This is a genomic window from Streptomyces tuirus, from assembly GCF_014701095.1.
GTDB classification, from domain to species: Bacteria; Actinomycetota; Actinomycetes; order Streptomycetales; family Streptomycetaceae; genus Streptomyces; species Streptomyces tuirus.
Window position 1 is genome coordinate 5,998,777 of sequence record NZ_AP023439.1, and the last position, 16,724, is coordinate 6,015,500.

Genomic DNA, 16,724 nt, shown 5'->3' on the forward strand with positions numbered 1-16,724 from the left:
CCCCCGTGCGTCCGCTTCAGTGTCGGGCGGGTCGCATTGCAGCGGGGGCGGAACAGGACTAACGTACAACCAAATGGTTGTAGATGAGTGGAGTGACGAGACGGTGGACCGGCTGTTCCACGCCCTGGCCGACACCACGCGCCGGGACATACTGCGCCGCTGCGTGCGCGGGGAGCTGTCCGTGTCCCGGCTGGCCGAGGCCTACCCGATGAGCTTCGCCGCGGTGCAGAAGCACGTGGCGGTGCTGGAGCGGGCGGGTCTGGTCACCAAGCAGCGCAGCGGACGGGAGCAGCTCGTGCGCACCGACCCCGACGCGGTGGGCCGCGCGCGCCAGGCCCTGGACGAACTCGAGGCGGCGTGGCGCGGGCGGGTGGACCGGATGGCCCGGCTCCTCGCCGAGGACCCCGGAACCGAAGAGAACGACACGACGGAAGGACCCGAGCGATGAGTGTCACCAGTGTCGACAAGGACCTCGACACCCTCACCCTCACCCTGGTCGCCGACTTCGCCGCCCCGGTCGAGCGGGTGTGGCGGCTGTGGGCCGACCCGCGGCAGCTGGAGCGCTGGTGGGGCCCGCCGACCTACCCGGCGACCGTGGAGGAGCACGACCTCACCCCCGGTGGAGAGGTCACCTACTTCATGACCGGCCCGGAGGGCGACCGGCACCGCGGCTGGTGGCGGATCACCTCGGTCAGCGAGCCGACGGCCCTGGAGTTCACCGACGGCTTCGCCGACGACGACGGCAAGCCCAAGGACGACATGCCGACCATGACCGTGACCGTGCGGCTCAGCGCCCGCGACGGCGGCACCCGCATGGAGATGCGCTCCCTGTTCGACTCCCGCGAGCAGATGGAGCAGATGGTCTCCATGGGCATGGAGGAGGGCCTGAAGCAGGCCGTCGGCCAGATCGACGCCCTGCTCGCCGCCTGAGGGAGTGCGGCCCCGTGCCTCGGTGGTCCGGCGGGGCACCGGGTGTCGCACCCGGTGCCCCGGTCGGAGCGGAGCGCCGGCTACCGGCGCCAGGGGCCCGTCACCGCGAACGTGGTGCCGGGCGTGTAGCAGTTGACGTACATCGTGTCGCCGTCCGGGGAGAAGGTCACCCCGGCGAACTCACCCCACTCGGGCTCCTCGGGGGTGCCGATGTTCTGCCGGTTGCGGGCCATCGCGTAGACCTGGCCGCGCCTGGTGACGCCGAAGACGTGCTGGGCGCCGTTGCCGTCCTCGCAGACCATCAGGCCGCCGCTGGGCGCCAGACAGATGTTGTCCGGCGACTCGCCCGGCAGCTGCACATCGGTGTCCGGGCCGAAGACGATCACCAGGGTGAGCCGGCGGCGCTCCGGGTCGTAGCGCCAGACCTGCCCGAAGTGGTCGGCGGCCGAACCGTCCGACCGGCGCGCGAAGGACGACACGAAGTACACCGAACGGCCGCCCCAGTAGCAGCCCTCCAGCTTCTGCGCGTGGGTGATGCCCTTGCGGCCGAAGTCCTGGAACCGGATCGGCGTCTGCGCGGCCTGCGGGTCCGGGACGTCGACCCACTCGATGTGGTCGAACTCGGCGCCGACGTCCTGGATGGACGACAGGTCCGGCACCCCGGGCACGCGCATGGCCTGGAGCCGCCCGCCCGCGCGCAGCGAACCCCTGCCGCCCAGCGGCCGGTCCGGCAGGAAGCGGAAGAAGAGACCGAAGGGCTTCTCGAAGGCGTCCTCGGTCTCGTACACCACACCGCGCCGGGGGTCGACGGCGATCGCCTCGTGAGCGAAGCGGCCCATCGCGGTCAGCGGCACGGCCCCGGTGCGGTGCGGGTCGGCCGGGTCGACCTCGAAGATGAAGCCGTGGTCCTTGGTGTAGCCGTTGGTACCGGCCTTGTCCTCGGTCTCCTCGCAGGTCAGCCAGGTGTGCCAAGGGGTGGGCCCGCCCGCGCAGTTCACGGCCGTGCCGGCGATCGCGACGCGCTCCGACTGCACCCTGTTGCGGGAGTCCAGCGTCAGCGCCGTACAGCCGCCCTTGCCGGCCGGGTCGTAGGTGAGGCCCTCGACGGTGGGGACCGGGGCCCTGCCGTCGGCGCGGTTCTCGTGGTTGCGGACCAGGTGGACCCGGCCGCCTCTGCCCGGGAAGGCCGACATGCCGTCGTGGTTGGAGGGCACCTTGCCCTCGCCGGAACGGAGTTGGTCCCCTTCGCGGGAGAGGATCCGGTAGCCGAACCCCTCCGGCAGGTCGAGGATGCCCTTGGGGTCGGGGACGAGCGGGCCGTAGCCGGTGCGGCCCATGCCCTGTGCGGCGGCGGTACCGGCGAAGAGTTCGGACAGGGCGCCGGAGAACGCGATCCCGACGCCCAGGGCGCCCGTTCCGGCGAGCATCTGACGTCGTGTGGCGGAGCGACCGGATTCGGTCATGGGGAAACCTTCCTGCTGGCGGACAGGAACTGTGATCCCGCTGTGTCTATCACCTGGTGCGGGCAGCGGGAACCACGCGCGTAGCGCGGGTCACTGCTCCACCGCGCGCCGCAACTGCTCCATGGCGGCTCCGGCCTGCTCAGTGAGGTCGGCGGCGCGCTCCCCGATCTCCGCGCGCTCCGTGCTCCCCGCGTGTCCCGACGCCTCCACCCGGCCCGGGCTCTCCGCCTGTCCCGAGCCCTCCGCGGGAGGCTGCCCGCCCCGCTCCAGGAACCGCAGAAGCTCCACCGGAATGGGCAGGACGAGGGTCGAGTTCTTCTCCGCCGCCACCGCCATCACGGTCTGCAGCAGCCGGAGCTGGAGCGCCGAGGGCGTGTCGGCCATCTGCCGGGCGGCCTGGGCCAGCTTCTTGGAGGCCTGGTACTCGGCGTCGGCGTTGATGAGCCGGGCCCGCCGCTCCCGGTCGGCCTCGGCCTGGCGGGCCATGGAGCGCTTCATGGTGTCCGGCAGGGAGACGTCCTTGATCTCCACGCGGTCGATGGTCACTCCCCACTCCACGGCGGGGCTGTCGATCATGAGCTCCAGGCCCTGGTTCAGCTTCTCGCGGTTGGACAGCAGATCGTCCAGCTCGCTCTTGCCGATGATGGAACGCAGCGAGGTCTGGGCCATCTGCGAGACGGCGAACCGGTAGTCCTCGACGTTGACGATCGCGGCCGCCGGGTCCACGACCTTGAAGTACACCACCGCGTCGACCCGCACGGTGACGTTGTCGCGGGTGATGCCCTCCTGGGCCGGCACGGGCATGGTCACGATCTGCATGTTGACCTTCCGGAGCCGTTCCACCCCCGGAACGATCAGATTGAAGCCGGGCAGCCGCACGTCCCCGTGCAGACGCCCGAGCCGGAAGACGAGCCCCCGCTCGTACTGCTTGACCACCCGCGCCGCGGAGGCCAGATACACCAGCGCGCCGGCCCCGACCGCGGCCACCACGCCGACCACCTCTTCGACCATGCCGACCTCCCCGTTCAGAGGTCCGAATCCGTCTGCTTCTGTAACGATATGCCTCAACCGAGACATGGGGCCATGCCCGGTGACCGGGCCGAACGGGGGCGGACGCGCGTGGTCCGGGGCGCGCCGGCTGCGCGCCCCGGACCCGTGCCCGGGTGATCCGGCCGGGCGGCTAGCCGGCGGTGACCTTCTGCGCCGGGGCCTCCTCGCCCTCCGTGACCTTCACCGGCTCCGTACCCGTGTCGCTGTGGCGTGCGGCCCAGTTCTCCAGGGCCGTGCGGCAGGCGTGGTCGAGGTGGTGCAGACCCGAGAGGTCCAGCTCGACCGGGCGGTCCTGCGGCAGGCCCTCCAGGCTGTCGAGGATCTTCGGCAGCCGCAGGAAGGTCGCGTTGCCGGACAGGTGGGCCTGGATCGGGCCGGCGCCCTTGTCGACGATCTCCAGCTTGATGTGCGAGGCCTCCCAGGCGGTCTTGACGACCGACAGGGCCAGACCGATGAGCACGCCCTCGAACATGTTCACCGCGACGATCGACACGGCGGTGACGACCAGGATGAGCGCCTCGCCCCGGTGCTCCTTCCACAGCGGCACGATCTTGGCGAACGGGATCAGCTTCCAGCCCGCGTGGACCAGGATGCCGGCGAGGGCGGGCAGCGGGATCAGCGCCAGCGTGCCCGGCAGCAGCGCGGCGAACAGCAGCAGCCACACACCGTGCATCACCCGGGACGCCTTGGTCCTGGCGCCCGCGCTGACGTTGGCCGAGCTGCGGACGATGACCGCGGTCATCGGCAGTGCGCCGAGCACACCGCAGACGGTGTTGCCCGCGCCCTGCGCCATGAGTTCCTTGTCGTACCGGGTGCGCGGGCCGTCGTGCAGCCGGTCCACCGCGGCGGCGCTGAACAGGCTCTCGGCGGAGGCGATCAGGGTGAAGGCGACGATCGTGCCGATGACGCCGACGCCCACACCGCCGAAGGCGTCCGGGCCGGGCGGCTGGATGGAGTCGAGCAGGCCCTTCACCTCGACCGTGGCGACCGGCAGGTCGAAGACGGCGTTGGCCGCGATCGCCAGGATCACCGCGGCGAGCGCACCGGGCACGGCCTGGGCCTTCTTCGGCAGCTTCTTCCACAGCACCATCACCGCGATGGTGGCCGCGCCGAGCACGAGGGAGGTGAGCGCCGCCGTGCTGCCGGCCGCGTCGACGGCGGCACCGGGCAGGCCCAGGATCTTGTCGACGCCGGAGGCGGGTGCCTTCAGTCCGGCCGCCGCATACAGCTGGCCGGCTATGAGGACCAGACCGATTCCGGCCAGCATGCCCTCGACGACCGAGACGGATATCGCGCGGAACCAGCGGCCGAGCTTCAGCGCGCCCATGACGAGCTGGAGCAGACCGGCGGCCAGCACGATGACGCCGAGCGCGGGCAGCCCGTAGGTGTCGACAGCCTCGAAGACCAGCACGGTCAGGCCGGCGGCCGGCCCGGACACCTGAAGGCTGCTGCCCGGCAGGAATCCGGTGACGAGGCCGCCCACGATGCCGGTGACCAGGCCGAGTTCGGCCGGGACTCCGGAGGCGACGGCCACGCCCACGCACAGCGGGAGTGCGACCAGGAACACGACGAGCGAGGCCGTGAAGTCCTGCCTGAGGTAGGGGAACTTGGTCATGCTGCCCCTCACAGCTTCTCGAAGGAGTCGGTGTCCGCGCGGTGTTCGCGCACGATGCCGGTGTGCACTTCGTAGAACCAGGCGCGCAGGCCGAGCCGCCCTTCCGCCAGCCGGCGCTCGACGCAGGGGTACGACCGCAGGCGCAGGACCTGGGCGAGGGCGTGGTTGCGCACGGCCTCGGCGACGGTCGGGTCGGCGGGGTCCGAGCAGGCGGGCTCGTCGGCGGCGCGGGCGAGCCAGTCGCGCACCGCCGGTACGGCGGCGAGGTCGTCGCCGCGCACCACCGCGCCCACGGCGCCGCAGTGCGAGTGGCCGCAGACCACGATCTCCTTGACGCCGAGGACCTCCACGGCGTACTCGATCGTGGCGGCCTCCGACGTGGGGTGCTCGAAGGAGTGCGGGGGAACGACGTTGCCCGCGGTGCGCAGCTCGAAGAGCTCGCCGGGACGGGCGCCCGTGATCAGGGCCGGGACGACCCTGGAGTCGGAGCAGGTGATGAACAGGACGTCGGGGGACTGGCCCTCGGCGAGGTGGGCGAACTCCTCAGGGCGCTGTCCGAAGATGCGGGCGTTGTCGATGAGGGGTTGCATGAGTGTGGTGACTCCTCCTGGCGCGCAGTGGGGGCGCGTCGGACGGGCATGACAGGGTGGGGGGAACTGCCGTACCGCTCAGCAGCGGAAGACCCGCAGGGCTGCCGGCAGGTGCGACACCGGGCATCTCGACGCGTGGTGGTGCGCCGCGCCGGGTCCGGCCGGTTCGGGCACGGACGGCTGGATGTCCCGTCGTAGTGGCCGCTCCGGCGCCGCGGGCGCGGAGTCGGCGGTGTGGGACCGGTGGCGGGTTCGCAGGGGACCGGTCGGATCCCCGTGGTGTCCGGAGCGGCAGGTGGCCGTCTCGTCGCGCGGGGCCTTCCCGGGGGAGTTGGGTCCGGGATGTGAGGTCGTGCCCGAGGGCTGTGTTCCGGGCTGAGCCTTGGCCTTGGCTTGACTGCTTGTATGCGCGGTTGCGAAGGACACGGTCGGAGCGAACAGCTGGAGGGCGAGCAGGGCGGCGGCGAGGGACGCGAGCCCGGTCCATGCCGCCCTGCCTCGGTACATGCGCCCCCCTCGCGGTGCTTCCATGCGTCTAGCGCGGACCAACAGTTGGTCAACGGCTGGTCAAGAAACACGTTAACCCTGCAAAGTCGTTTGCAGGGTTAACTTAACGTTTCAAGCTGAAGAGAGCCTGAAAACCGCAGATGGGATGGCTTGAACAAGCCCTAGCCATGGGCTAGTTGGCGCGGTAATGGAGTTGTGGTCAGCGGGGGTTCACCAGCGTGCCCGCGTCACGGGCCAGCGCGGTGAGCCGGGAGATGGCCCGGAAGTACTTCTTCCGATAGCCGCCGTTCAGCATCTCGTCACTGAACAGCTGGTCGAAGGGCAGACCCGACGCCAGCACGGGCACCTCGCGGTCGTAGAGCCGGTCCGCGAGGACGACGAGCCTGAGGGCCGTCGACTGGTCCGGGACCGGCCGCACACCGGTGAGGCAGACGGCCCTGATCCCGTCGGTCAGAGCCCCGTACCGGCTGGGGTGGACCCGGGCCAGATGCTCCAGGAGCGGCGAGAACGCGTCGAGGGAGGCGCCCTCGGTGGCGTGGGCGGCGCCGGTGACCTGTTCGTCGGAGTACGGCGCCGGTGCCTCGGGAAGACCGCGGTGACGGTAGTCCTCGCCGTCGATGCGCAGGGCCCGGAAGTGGGCCGACAGGCCCTGGATCTCCCGCAGGAAGTCGGCCGAGGCGAACCGGCCCTCGCCGAGCTTGCCGGGCAGCGTGTTGGAGGTGGCGGCGAGCGCCACGCCCGCGTCGACCAGCTTGCCGAGCAGCGTGGAGACCAGGACGGTGTCGCCCGGGTCGTCGAGCTCGAACTCGTCGATGCACAGCAGGCGGTGGCCGGACAGCGTCCGGACGGTCTGCTGGAAGCCGAGGGCGCCGACCAGGTTGGTCAGCTCCACGAACGTGCCGAACGCCTTCAGTTCCGGCTCGGCCGGGGTCGCGTGCCACAGGGACGCCAGCAGGTGCGTCTTGCCGACGCCGTACCCGCCGTCGAGATACACGCCCCGCGGGCCCGCGGGGGCCTTCTTCGGCGCCTTGCCGAAGCCGAACAGCCGCCGCTTGCCGGATCCCGCGGCCGCGCCCGGGCCGAGGCCCGCCGCGAAGCCCTCCAGGACCCGGACGGCCTCCGTCTGGCTGGGCTGGTTCGGGTCGGGGATGTACGTGCTGAAGCGGACCGAGTCGAACCGCGGCGGCGGCACCATCTCGGCGACCAGCCGGTCCGCGGGGACATGCGGCTCACGGGCGCACAGGGACAGCGGGGCCGGGTCGGTTATGGGGCCGGATCCGGAGGGGGCCAGGGGAGAAGACACGGTTCACCATGCTACGGCGCGTGGAACACTGCACGACATGCGACGTCTGTTCCCTGTGACCGATGAAACAGCAGCTCCGGCGCCGGGCGGCGGGTCCGGCGAGGGCGCCGGGCGGGAGTGGAGCCTGGCGGAGCTGGCCGCCGCGTACGCCTATCCCGAGCCGGGGCCCGCCGGGCCGGTGCCGTGGCTGCGCGCCAACATGGTCTCCACGCTGGACGGGGCCGCCCAGCACGACGGCCGTTCGCAGCCCATCTCCAGCGCCACCGACATGCGGATCTTCGGCACGCTGCGGGCGCTGGCGGACGTCGTGGTCGTCGGCGCGGAGACCGTGCGCAAGGAGGGGTACCGGCCGGCCCGCGCCCGGGAGGACTTCGCGGCGCTGCGGGAGGCGGCCGGGCAGCGGCCCGCGCCCGCCATCGCGGTGGTCACCGCCAGTCTCGACCTGGACTTCTCGCTCCCTCTCTTCACCTCGCCCCTGGTGCCCACCCTGGTCCTCACGGGCGCCGCTGCCGATCCGGGCCGCATCGCCACCGCCGAGAAGGCGGGTGCCCGGGTCGTGACCGCCGGGGACGGCATCGGAGTCGACCCCGCCCGCGCCGTCCGGGCCCTCGCCGGCCTCGGGCACACCCGGCTGCTCACCGAGGGCGGCCCACGGCTGCTCGGGCAGATGGCCGCGGCGGATGTGCTCGACGAGCTGTGCCTGACCCTCTCCCCGATGCTCACGGCCGGCGAGGCCCAGCGGATCGCCGGGGGGCCGGCGGTCACGGTCCCGCACCGCTTCGGGCTGGTGTCGATGCTGGAGGAGGACGGCTTCCTGTTCACGCGCTACGGGCGGTCCCGGACGGCGTACTGAAACGCCGGACCGGGGGTAGGAGGTGTCGGCGGCCGGGGAGTACGGCCGGTGATCGGTTCGTCCGGAAGCAGGGGTGAACCTCACTGCCAGTCCGTTAATCAGCGGAATATGCCGTTCTGTTTGGTTTCCGGAGGGCACACTGGATCCGGCAGTACCCGTGCCGGCACGGGGCAGGATGGTTTCCGCAGGCCCGGTGCGGTCCGCGGAGGAGTGGGGGCCACGGGCCCCCGGAGGAGAAGGGGCGCCTGGTGTTCACAAGCGTATTGATGATCGAGAAGGCGCTGACGTCGGCGGACGTGGAGTTCGTCACCACCTTGCACGGCGAGCAGCAGGTCGCCTTCCAGGTGCTGCTCCAGCCGCGCGGCGAGCAGGCGGACCGCCTGCTGCGGGCCATCGACGACGTGGCGCTCGGCGAGCTCGACGAGGCCGTGCGCGAGGGGGAGACGCCCGAGGGGGAAGAGGCCCTGAGCGTGGGCCAGCGGGCGCTGGAGGTGTCACTCGCCGCGCTGCGCACCTCGGGCAGTCCCGCGCAGGGACGGCTGATCGAGGACCATCCGCTGGACGCGCTGAAGTCCCTGGTGGAGGAAGCAGGCGCGGACGAGGTCATCGTGCTGACCGATCCCCACTACGTGGAGGAGTTCTTCCACCGCGACTGGGCGTCCCGGGCCCGTCACAAGGTCGGGGTGCCGGTGCTGAAGCTCTTCTCGCACAGCAAGGCGTAGGGGCGGGTCGCGGGTCCGCGGGCCCGGCGCGGCCCCGGGCGCTCCTGAAATAGGGTGGGTGCGCTCACTCTCGTCACCCGAACTTGGAGACACGCATGGCAGCCGGCCTTCCTCCCGCCATGGACCGACCGCACTTCATCGGGATCGGTGGGGCCGGCATGTCGGGGATCGCGAAGATCCTCGCGCAGCGCGGTGCCGTCGTGGCGGGCAGCGACGCCAAGGAGTCGGCCACGGCCGAGGCGCTGCGGGCGCTCGGGGCGACCGTGCACATCGGCCACGCCGCCGAGCACCTCGCCGACGACGCCAGCTGTGTGGTGGTGTCGTCGGCGATCCGGCAGGACAACCCCGAGCTGGCCCGCGCGGCCGAGCTCGGCATCCCCGTCGTGCACCGGTCCGACGCCCTCGCCGCCCTGATGGACGGGCTGCGGCCGATCGCCGTCGCCGGTACGCACGGCAAGACGACCACGACGTCGATGCTGGCCGTGTCGCTGAGCGAGCTGGACCTGAAGCCCTCCTACGCGATCGGCGGGGACCTGGACGCCCCCGGCTCCAACGCGCTGCACGGCGAGGGCGAGATCTTCGTCGCCGAGGCCGACGAATCGGACCGCAGCTTCCACAAGTACGCCCCCGAGGTCGCGATCGTCCTCAACGTCGAGCTCGACCACCACGCCAACTACGCGTCGATGGACGAGATCTACGCGTCGTTCGAGACGTTCGTGGACCGGATCACCGACGGCGGCACGCTGGTGATCGCCGCCGACCACGAGGGCGCCCGGGAGCTGACCCGCCGCGTCCGGGACCGCGACGTGACCGTGGTGACCTACGGCGAGTCCGACGACGCCGACGTGCGCGTCCTGTCGGTCGTGCCGCAGGGGCTGAAGAGCGAGGTCACCGTGGTGCTGGAGGGGCAGGAGCTGACCTTCGCGGTCTCCGTCCCCGGCCGGCACTACGCGCACAACGCGGTCGCCGCGCTGGCGGCGGGCGTGGCCCTCGGGATCCCGGCGGCCGACCTGGCCCCGGCGATCGCCGCGTACACGGGCGTGAAGCGGCGGCTCCAGCTCAAGGGCGAGGCCGCGGGCGTCCAGGTCATCGACTCCTACGCGCACCACCCCACCGAGATGACCGCCGACCTGGAGGCCATGCGCGCCGCCGCCGGTGACGCCCGGATCCTGGTCGTCTTCCAGCCGCACCTCTTCTCGCGGACCCAGGAGCTCGGCAAGGAGATGGGGCAGTCCCTCGCCCTCGCGGACGCCTCCGTCGTGCTGGACATCTACCCGGCGCGCGAGGACCCGATCCCCGGTGTCACGAGCGAGCTGATCATCGAGGCGGCCCGGGCCGCGGGCGCCGACGTGACGCCGGTGCACGACAAGGCGGACGTCCCGTCGGTCGTCGCGGGAATGACGAAGCCGGGTGATCTCGTTCTCACCATGGGAGCGGGCGACGTCACCGACCTCGGCCCGCTCATCCTGGACCGTCTGTCGAACTGAGGGGCTGGAGGCTCATGCCGTACGACGTGGAGAAGCCGGACGAGCAGTGGCGCGCGGAACTGACCCCGGGCGAGTACGCGGTCCTGCGGCAGGCGGCCACCGAGCCCGCCTTCACCGGTGAGTACACCGACACCAAGACCCGGGGCGTCTACTCCTGCCGTGCCTGCGGCGCGGACCTGTTCACCTCGGACGCGAAATTCGAGTCCCACTGCGGCTGGCCGTCCTTCTTCGACCCCAAGGACACCGACGCGGTGGAGCTGATCGAGGACCGGTCGCACGGCATGGTGCGCGTCGAGGTGCGGTGCGCCCGCTGCGGCTCGCACCTCGGGCACGTCTTCGAGGGCGAGGGATATCCCACGCCCACCGACCAGCGGTACTGCATCAACTCGATCGCGGTGCGGCTCACGCCCGACGCGGACTGAGCGGGTCAGGCGGTTCCTCCGGGCGAACGGCCCGGAGGAACCCGCAGGACCCGCTCGCGGTCGTGCTGCCCGGGTCCTGCGCGCACACCCGCGTGCTCCCGGGCGGAGTGGACGGCGTCCGGTGAGGGCCGTGCTCAGCGGCGGATCCGGCATTCCTTCTGGGTGAGGCGCTTGGTGTCCCCCGCGGTGCGCCTGCACAGCTCGTGCGTGTCGGAGGTGCCGTCGTCGCTGCGGCGGACCTCCTTGAGGACGATGCTGTGCCCCGTGCGGTCGCCGTACAGCGGGGCGCCGGTGAAGTCGATGGTGCCGGTGGCCATGCCCTCGATCCTCACGCTGCGCAGGTTCACCCAGGTCGAGGCACGGCTCTGCGGCCGGTCGCCCCGGGTGGCCGCCCAGAACAGGGCACGGGTCGCGTCATGGGCGAGGGCGGTCTGGCCGCTGGCCAGGGCGGGGCTGTCGTGGCGCAGGCGGTGGTCCCGCAGTCCGGGCAGGTGCTGGGCGGCGTCCTGGTAGAAGGCCGTTGCGGTGGCGGCCTTGCGCAGCTCCGCGAGGGCCGCGTGGTAGAGCGTGACCTTCGGCGCGACGGACTGGCCGCCGCCGGCGAAGTCGGCCTTGGACAGGTCGTCGCCGGTGAGGATGGCCAGGGGCTTCCCGGCGCAGCCCGGCTCAGTGCCCAGCTGGGTCATCAGGGGATCGATGTCCTCGACCCGGCCCGCGAAGTAGATGACGGAGGGGACCCGGCTGCCCCGGCAGATCTCCTGGGCGTGCGAGCGGAGTTCGGGCTTGCCGCCGGTCAGGGTGTAGCGGCGCTGAGGGAGCGCGGTGAAGCCCTGTCTTCGCAGCATCGCCTGGCCGTAGCGCGCCTGTTCGTCGGTGTAGAGGTCGTCGGTTTTCGCCGTGTCGCGGGCGAGGACGAGGGCGTACTGCCGCCGGTCCGGGGTGCGCAACTGGGCGGCGATCAGACCGAGTTGCCGGGTCTGCCACTCGTCGGTGGCGGCCAGGCTGAACCAGTTGGCGAACTCGCGGGGCAGATACGTCGCGGAGTTCGTGCCCGAGACGATCGGCAGGCCGGCCTCCATCAGGGTGCGGGTCGTCGCCCGGCTCGACTTCAGGTCACGGCCGGTGCCGACGACCCCCACCACGGTCGGGTCGTGGGCGGCGTACGCGGCGATCGCCTCGGCCATCTCCTCCTGGTGGCCCAGGTCCACACCGCCGTTGGCGATCAGGACGCGCAGCTTCACGCTGGAGTTCTCGTTGACGACGGCCTGGGCCAGATACACGCCGGCCAGTTCTTCCGCGCCCTTCACGAGCGAGGAGCCGGCCGCGGTGTCGGCGCTGAGCGGCCCGGCGTAGACGACGGTGACGTAGGTGCCCGCGTGGCCGTCGAGGACCTTCGCGTTCTGCCGGGCGATGCGGTCCTCCAGGTCGGCCACCGTCCAGGGCGTCTCGTCGTCGGCCGTGAGCGCCTTGAGGTCGTCGCCCGGCTCGGGCGCGGGCAGCCAGTCGGCGAACCGGAGTCCGTCCGTCGCTATGCCGATGCACTCGGTACGGCCGTCGGGCGCCTGCTCGCGCCGGGTGTCCCGGTTGGCGGTCAGCACGGACGCCGAGCAGTACCGGTCGTGCAGGGCGTCGGCCCGCATCACGGTGGCCGCGGACAGCAGGGCGATCACCAGGACCAGGGTGTGCAGGGCCCACACCAGCCGGGCCGGCGTCGGCCGGGAGGAGGCCCGCAGATGGTGGCGGCCCTCCTCGACAGGACCCAACTGGTCGTGAGGCAAAGGGATCTTCATCACCCACGGCAGGACGGACCGCTCCCGGCTTGGCGACTGCTCGGCGCGCAGGTTGCGGCCCCACTCCCGGTACCAGGTGCGCAGCCGCACACCGAACGTGGGCGGCGTCGCGTCCGGGACGGGCGCCGTCTGGACGACACTGCGCTCCAGGCGCTGCACGTCCTGCGCGCGCATCGCGGCGACCACGAGCAGCGGGTCGAGCTCGCTGCGCCGGCTGCGGACGTCGCTGATGGCCCGGATCAGCTCCACGCCGCCGTTGCGGTCGTCCGCGTGGGGCAGGAACAGCATCGGCGGGCGCGGGCGTTTGAAGCCGCGCAGGTCCCAGCTCCAGCGCCGGTGGTTGTCCCGCAGGTCCTCGCGCAGCGCCAGCACGCACAGCTGGAGATGGAAGTCGCCGCCCGCCCTGAGCGCCTCGCCCACGTCGTAGGCGCGGGCCGCGATCGCCTTCCAGGAGCGCACCGGCCGCAGCAGCGACACCTCGGTGGACTCCTCCTGGTCCGCCGCCCTCAGGAAGGTCGTCGTCAGGAACCAGCGGCTCTCCCGGCGCAGCCACAGGAAGATCGGCGCCCGCCCCGGCAGGACGTAGTTGAGGACGGTCAGCAGCAGCAGGAAGACCAGGCCGGCGCCGACCGCGACGTACCACTCGCTGCGGGCCAGCAGCGCGGCGAGCACGGTCACGAGGCTCGCCGGGAGGATGTGCGCCATGTCGAACAGCGGCAGGCCCGAGCGCCAGCGCGCGGCGTTCTTCGGCCGCCACCGCTGCTGCGCCAGCTGGTCCAGCAGCCGCCGGTGCTGGTCCTGCCCGGCCTCGGGGCTGCCCGGGGCGGGCGAGGGCCAGCTGTCGCCGAGCGCCGCGACCGCGTCGTCGATGGCGTGCACCAGCCGCAGCCGGGGAAAGGCGTAGCGCCGGTAGAGGGCCTTCCGGCCGCCCCACTTGCGCGGGTCGCTCAGTGCCCGCACCAGGGCCGCGGCCCGGCGCACCTCCGTGGAGCCCTCGTAGGCGTCCTGGGTCACCGCGCAGCGCGTGCCGTGCGCCTCCTGGCCCGCCTGCAGCTGCCGGACCAGTCCGGCCACCGCGTCGTCGTCCCGGCTCTCCTGCGCGTGCACGACGAACACCGGCATCGGCGGTTCGGTGCTCCTGCGGAAGTCCTGGATGAGGATCTCGAGCTGGTTCTGGAGATGACGCCCGGCGTCGCTCTCCGGCATGCCGTCATGGCCCCCAGGGCAGTCCGGCGGCGTGCGTTCGGCGTTCACCATGGGTAACCCCCGTTAACCTTCGGCGACCTACGAGGTTAACCGGTACGGATGGTGCGGGAGAGGGTGACGCACGAAACTCCTGTTCATCTTCGGCGTCCGGCAGTTCCTGCCGAGCTGCAACAGCTTCCTGTGACCGCTGGCTTGTTCGTGTCGGAGCAGCGGCAGTACGACCTGCGACACCGAGGCCCGGGCCCGCACCGGCCTCCAGCCGGGCCGGCCGGCCGGGGCGGCCGGGGGAGACGTACGACGAGTTCGGCAATCTGCGCGACCCGCTGCCCGTCACCGGCACGGGCGTGCTCCCCCTGCCGCCCGGCGCGCACGCCCTGCACTGGGCGGACGGACTGTCGCCGCGGGGCGCCGAGATCCATGAGGCGTACGAGCACCCGCACTTCGGCCGCCGGCCCGCCGCCACCCCACACCACCACGGCGCGGGACGCGCTGCCGGACGCCGTGTACGCCGACGCGGTGCCGCTCGGGCCGTGGGACGTCAAGGTGCTGCGGGAGGGTAGTCCACGCAACCATCCTTCTGACACCGGGAGTTCCGGCCGCCTGTTCGCTGGGCATCGTGTCAGGGGCGTGGGCCGCGCCGTCCCGGAGGGGGAGCGGGCGGGCCGTGCCGTCCGGGCGAAGGGATGAAAAGCCATGACGTCACCGCTGCCCTCGGGGGAAACGCTGCCGCAACCGGTCCTGAACCCGCCGGCGTCGGTCGCGGTGTTCCTGGTCGCCACGATCGAACCCGGCGGGGAAGGCGCCGTGCGGGAGGCGCTGGGAGCGCTGGCGGGCCTGGTGCGGTCCGTCGGCTTCCCCAGCCCCGACGGCGGGCTGGGCTGCGTCGCCGGGGTCGGATCCCGGGCGTGGGGCCGGCTGTTCGGTGGTCCGCGGCCCGCCGAACTGCACCCGTTCCGCGAACTGGCCGGGCCCCGGCACCACGCGCCGTCCACCCCCGGCGACCTGTTCCTGCACGTCAGGGCCGCCCGCACCGACCTGTGCTTCGCGCTGGCCGCCGAGCTGCTGCGGCGGCTGCGCGGCGCCGTCACCGTGCGGGACGAGACACAGGCCTTCTCCTACTTCGACTCGCGCAATCTGCTCGGCTTCGTGGACGGCACCGAGAACCCGGTCGGGCAGGCGGCGGCGGACGCGGCGCTGGTCGGGGAGGAGGATCCCGCCTTCCGGGGCGGCAGTTACGCGCTGGTGCAGAAGTATCTGCACGACGTGGACGCGTGGGACGCCCTCGCCGTCGAGGCGCAGGAGAAGGTGATAGGCCGCACCAAGCTCACCAACCTGGAACTGGACGCGCCCGGTTCGCACAAGGACGTCAACACCGTCCTCGGCCCCGACGGCGCGGAGCAGAGGATTCTGCGGTCGGCGATGCCGTTCGGCAGGCCCGGGCACGGGGAGTTCGGCACCTACTTCGTGGCCTACGCGCGCACGCCCTCGATTCCGGAGACGATGCTGCGCAAGATGTTCCTGGGCGGGCCGGGCTCGGGCCCCGACCCGCTGCTGGACTACTCGCGCCCGGTCACCGGAAGCCTGTTCTTCGTACCGCCCTCGGGCTTCCTGGAGGACCTGCCGGACAGCTGACGAGCGGCACGGGCTCACGCCGACGCGACCGGGCCCGCCACCCCCGGAAACCCGGCGCTGCGCAGCACCCGCCTGTCCGCGTCCACCGCGAACACCTCGCAGTTCTCGCGGGCCGCCGCCCATGCGACACCCTCGGCCCCGAGGGCGAACGCCGCCGTCGCGACCGTGTCCGCCTCCGCCAGGGTCGGGGCCACCACGGTCAGGCTGTGGAGGCCGGTCGCGGGGCGGCCGGTGCGGCCGTCGAGGATGTGGTCGCCGGGCGGAGGTCGCCACGGCCCGGTCCGTGACGTCGAGGACGGTGCAGAGCCGGCCGGCGTGCTCGGGATGGCGGACGCCCACCCGCCAGGGGCCGCCGGAGGCGATCACGTCGCCGCCGGCGTTGAGGCAGAAGCGCATCGCACCGGCCGCCACCAGCAGGTCGGCTCCCTTCTGCACCGACCAGCCCTTCACCACGGCGCAGGGGTCGAGGCGGCGGCCCGGGAGGCGGACGTCGAAGGCGCCCCCGGTCGCGATCCGGAACTCCTCGCACAGGTCCAGGACCTCGCGGAGCCCCGCACTCGGCACGCGGACCTCGCCCCGGTCCAGCCGGGACACCTCGCTGTCGGGGCGGAACGGGCTGAACCGCGCGTCGACTTCGCGCAGCCAGGCGAACAGGTCATCCACCGGGGCCCGCGGGAAGTCCTCGTCGTCGATCCGGACCGACACCGGGAACCCCATGACGTGCTCGACGCGGCGCATGCCGTCAGCCCCTCGCGTCGATGGCGGCCTGGAGCGACTCCTTGTAGCCGTCGCTGGTGACGGTCGCGCCGGACACCGTGTCGATGTCGGCGCTCTGCGCCCGGAGGGTCTCCTCGATCAGCTGCGGCACGGCGGCCGTGGTCTGCGGATGGTCCGGCTGCCGGAGCATCCGCACCGTGGCGATCTCGTCGCCGTCGAAGGTGACTTCGACCTGCACCGGCCCCTTCTCGGTGTCGACGGTGGCCCCCGGCACCACCGTGGAGGTGGTCCCGCCCGACGACGAGACGGAGGGCGTCGAGGCGGGCGCCGCGGCGGCCGGGGACGACCCGGTGTCGTGCGAGGGGGCGTAGCGCCACAGGGGGATCAGGCCCGCGACGCTCAGGACGAGGACGGGTATGGCTCGCTTCACGGCAGTC

General features: G+C 72.3%; 14 protein-coding genes and 1 pseudogene. 7 read left to right on the forward strand and 8 right to left on the reverse strand.

The annotated features are described in order from the left end of the window. The first annotated feature begins 73 nt into the window (after positions 1–73). Both IGS69_RS27300 and IGS69_RS27305 read left to right on the forward strand, forming a co-directional pair. Entirely contained in the window at positions 74–448 is a 375-nt protein-coding gene (locus IGS69_RS27300) for an ArsR/SmtB family transcription factor (protein WP_190903129.1), read from the forward strand. Further along, positions 445–930, forward strand: coding sequence for an SRPBCC family protein (locus IGS69_RS27305; protein WP_190903130.1), 486 nt, complete (start codon positions 445–447; stop codon positions 928–930). The genes IGS69_RS27300 and IGS69_RS27305 overlap by 4 nt, the downstream gene beginning before the upstream one ends. 80 nt (positions 931–1,010) lie before the next feature. Here the strand turns inward: IGS69_RS27305 and IGS69_RS27310 are convergent, their stop codons facing one another. The 5 genes from IGS69_RS27310 to zapE form a co-directional block, all read right to left on the reverse strand. After that, a complete protein-coding gene (locus tag IGS69_RS27310; protein WP_190903131.1) occupies positions 1,011–2,393 on the reverse strand; it encodes a PhoX family protein in 1,383 nt (460 codons plus the stop codon). 90 nt (positions 2,394–2,483) lie between these two features. Further along, positions 2,484–3,404: a slipin family protein gene (locus IGS69_RS27315; RefSeq protein ID WP_190903132.1), complete on the reverse strand. Its 921-nt coding sequence runs from the start codon at positions 3,402–3,404 to the stop codon at positions 2,484–2,486. Positions 3,405–3,573: 169 nt separating this feature from the next. After that, positions 3,574–5,058, reverse strand: coding sequence for a SulP family inorganic anion transporter (locus IGS69_RS27320; protein ID WP_190903133.1), 1,485 nt, complete (start codon positions 5,056–5,058; stop codon positions 3,574–3,576). 8 nt (positions 5,059–5,066) lie between these two features. After that, positions 5,067–5,648, reverse strand: coding sequence for a carbonic anhydrase (locus IGS69_RS27325; protein ID WP_190903134.1), 582 nt, complete (start codon positions 5,646–5,648; stop codon positions 5,067–5,069). Positions 5,649–6,354: 706 nt separating this feature from the next. Next, on the reverse strand, positions 6,355–7,458 hold the full coding sequence (gene zapE / locus IGS69_RS27330; RefSeq protein ID WP_190903135.1) for a cell division protein ZapE: 1,104 nt from the start codon (positions 7,456–7,458) through the stop codon (positions 6,355–6,357). Between the two features lie 37 nt (positions 7,459–7,495). Between zapE and IGS69_RS27335 the strand changes: the two genes are divergently transcribed. The 4 genes from IGS69_RS27335 to msrB all read left to right on the forward strand — a co-directional run bounded on the left by IGS69_RS27335 (position 7,496) and on the right by msrB (position 10,942). Further along, the gene (locus IGS69_RS27335; protein ID WP_190903136.1) at positions 7,496–8,311 is read left to right on the forward strand and encodes a pyrimidine reductase family protein; all 816 of its coding nucleotides are present in this window, start codon (positions 7,496–7,498) and stop codon (positions 8,309–8,311) included. A gap of 248 nt (positions 8,312–8,559) precedes the next feature. Then, a complete protein-coding gene (locus IGS69_RS27340; protein WP_190903137.1) occupies positions 8,560–9,033 on the forward strand; it encodes a beta/alpha barrel domain-containing protein in 474 nt (157 codons plus the stop codon). A 95-nt stretch (positions 9,034–9,128) separates the two neighbouring features. Next, positions 9,129–10,520, forward strand: coding sequence for a UDP-N-acetylmuramate--L-alanine ligase (gene murC / locus IGS69_RS27345; RefSeq protein WP_190903138.1), 1,392 nt, complete (start codon positions 9,129–9,131; stop codon positions 10,518–10,520). A gap of 14 nt (positions 10,521–10,534) precedes the next feature. Beyond that, the gene (gene msrB, locus IGS69_RS27350) at positions 10,535–10,942 is read left to right on the forward strand and encodes a peptide-methionine (R)-S-oxide reductase MsrB (RefSeq protein WP_190903139.1); all 408 of its coding nucleotides are present in this window, start codon (positions 10,535–10,537) and stop codon (positions 10,940–10,942) included. A gap of 134 nt (positions 10,943–11,076) precedes the next feature. Here the strand turns inward: msrB and IGS69_RS27355 are convergent, their stop codons facing one another. Further along, a complete protein-coding gene (locus IGS69_RS27355; RefSeq protein ID WP_190903140.1) occupies positions 11,077–13,989 on the reverse strand; it encodes an ABC transporter substrate-binding protein in 2,913 nt (970 codons plus the stop codon). 642 nt (positions 13,990–14,631) lie between these two features. On the opposite strand from IGS69_RS27355, the gene IGS69_RS27360 reads away from it, so the two are divergent. After that, a complete protein-coding gene (locus IGS69_RS27360; RefSeq protein ID WP_190903141.1) occupies positions 14,632–15,570 on the forward strand; it encodes a Dyp-type peroxidase in 939 nt (312 codons plus the stop codon). Between the two features lie 14 nt (positions 15,571–15,584). Here IGS69_RS27360 and IGS69_RS27365 read toward each other — a convergent pair. Beyond that, positions 15,585–16,308 (reverse strand): annotated as a pseudogene (locus IGS69_RS27365) (FAD:protein FMN transferase). A gap of 4 nt (positions 16,309–16,312) precedes the next feature. Continuing rightward, a complete protein-coding gene (locus IGS69_RS27370; RefSeq protein ID WP_190903142.1) occupies positions 16,313–16,717 on the reverse strand; it encodes an FMN-binding protein in 405 nt (134 codons plus the stop codon). Positions 16,718–16,724: the final 7 nt, after the last annotated feature.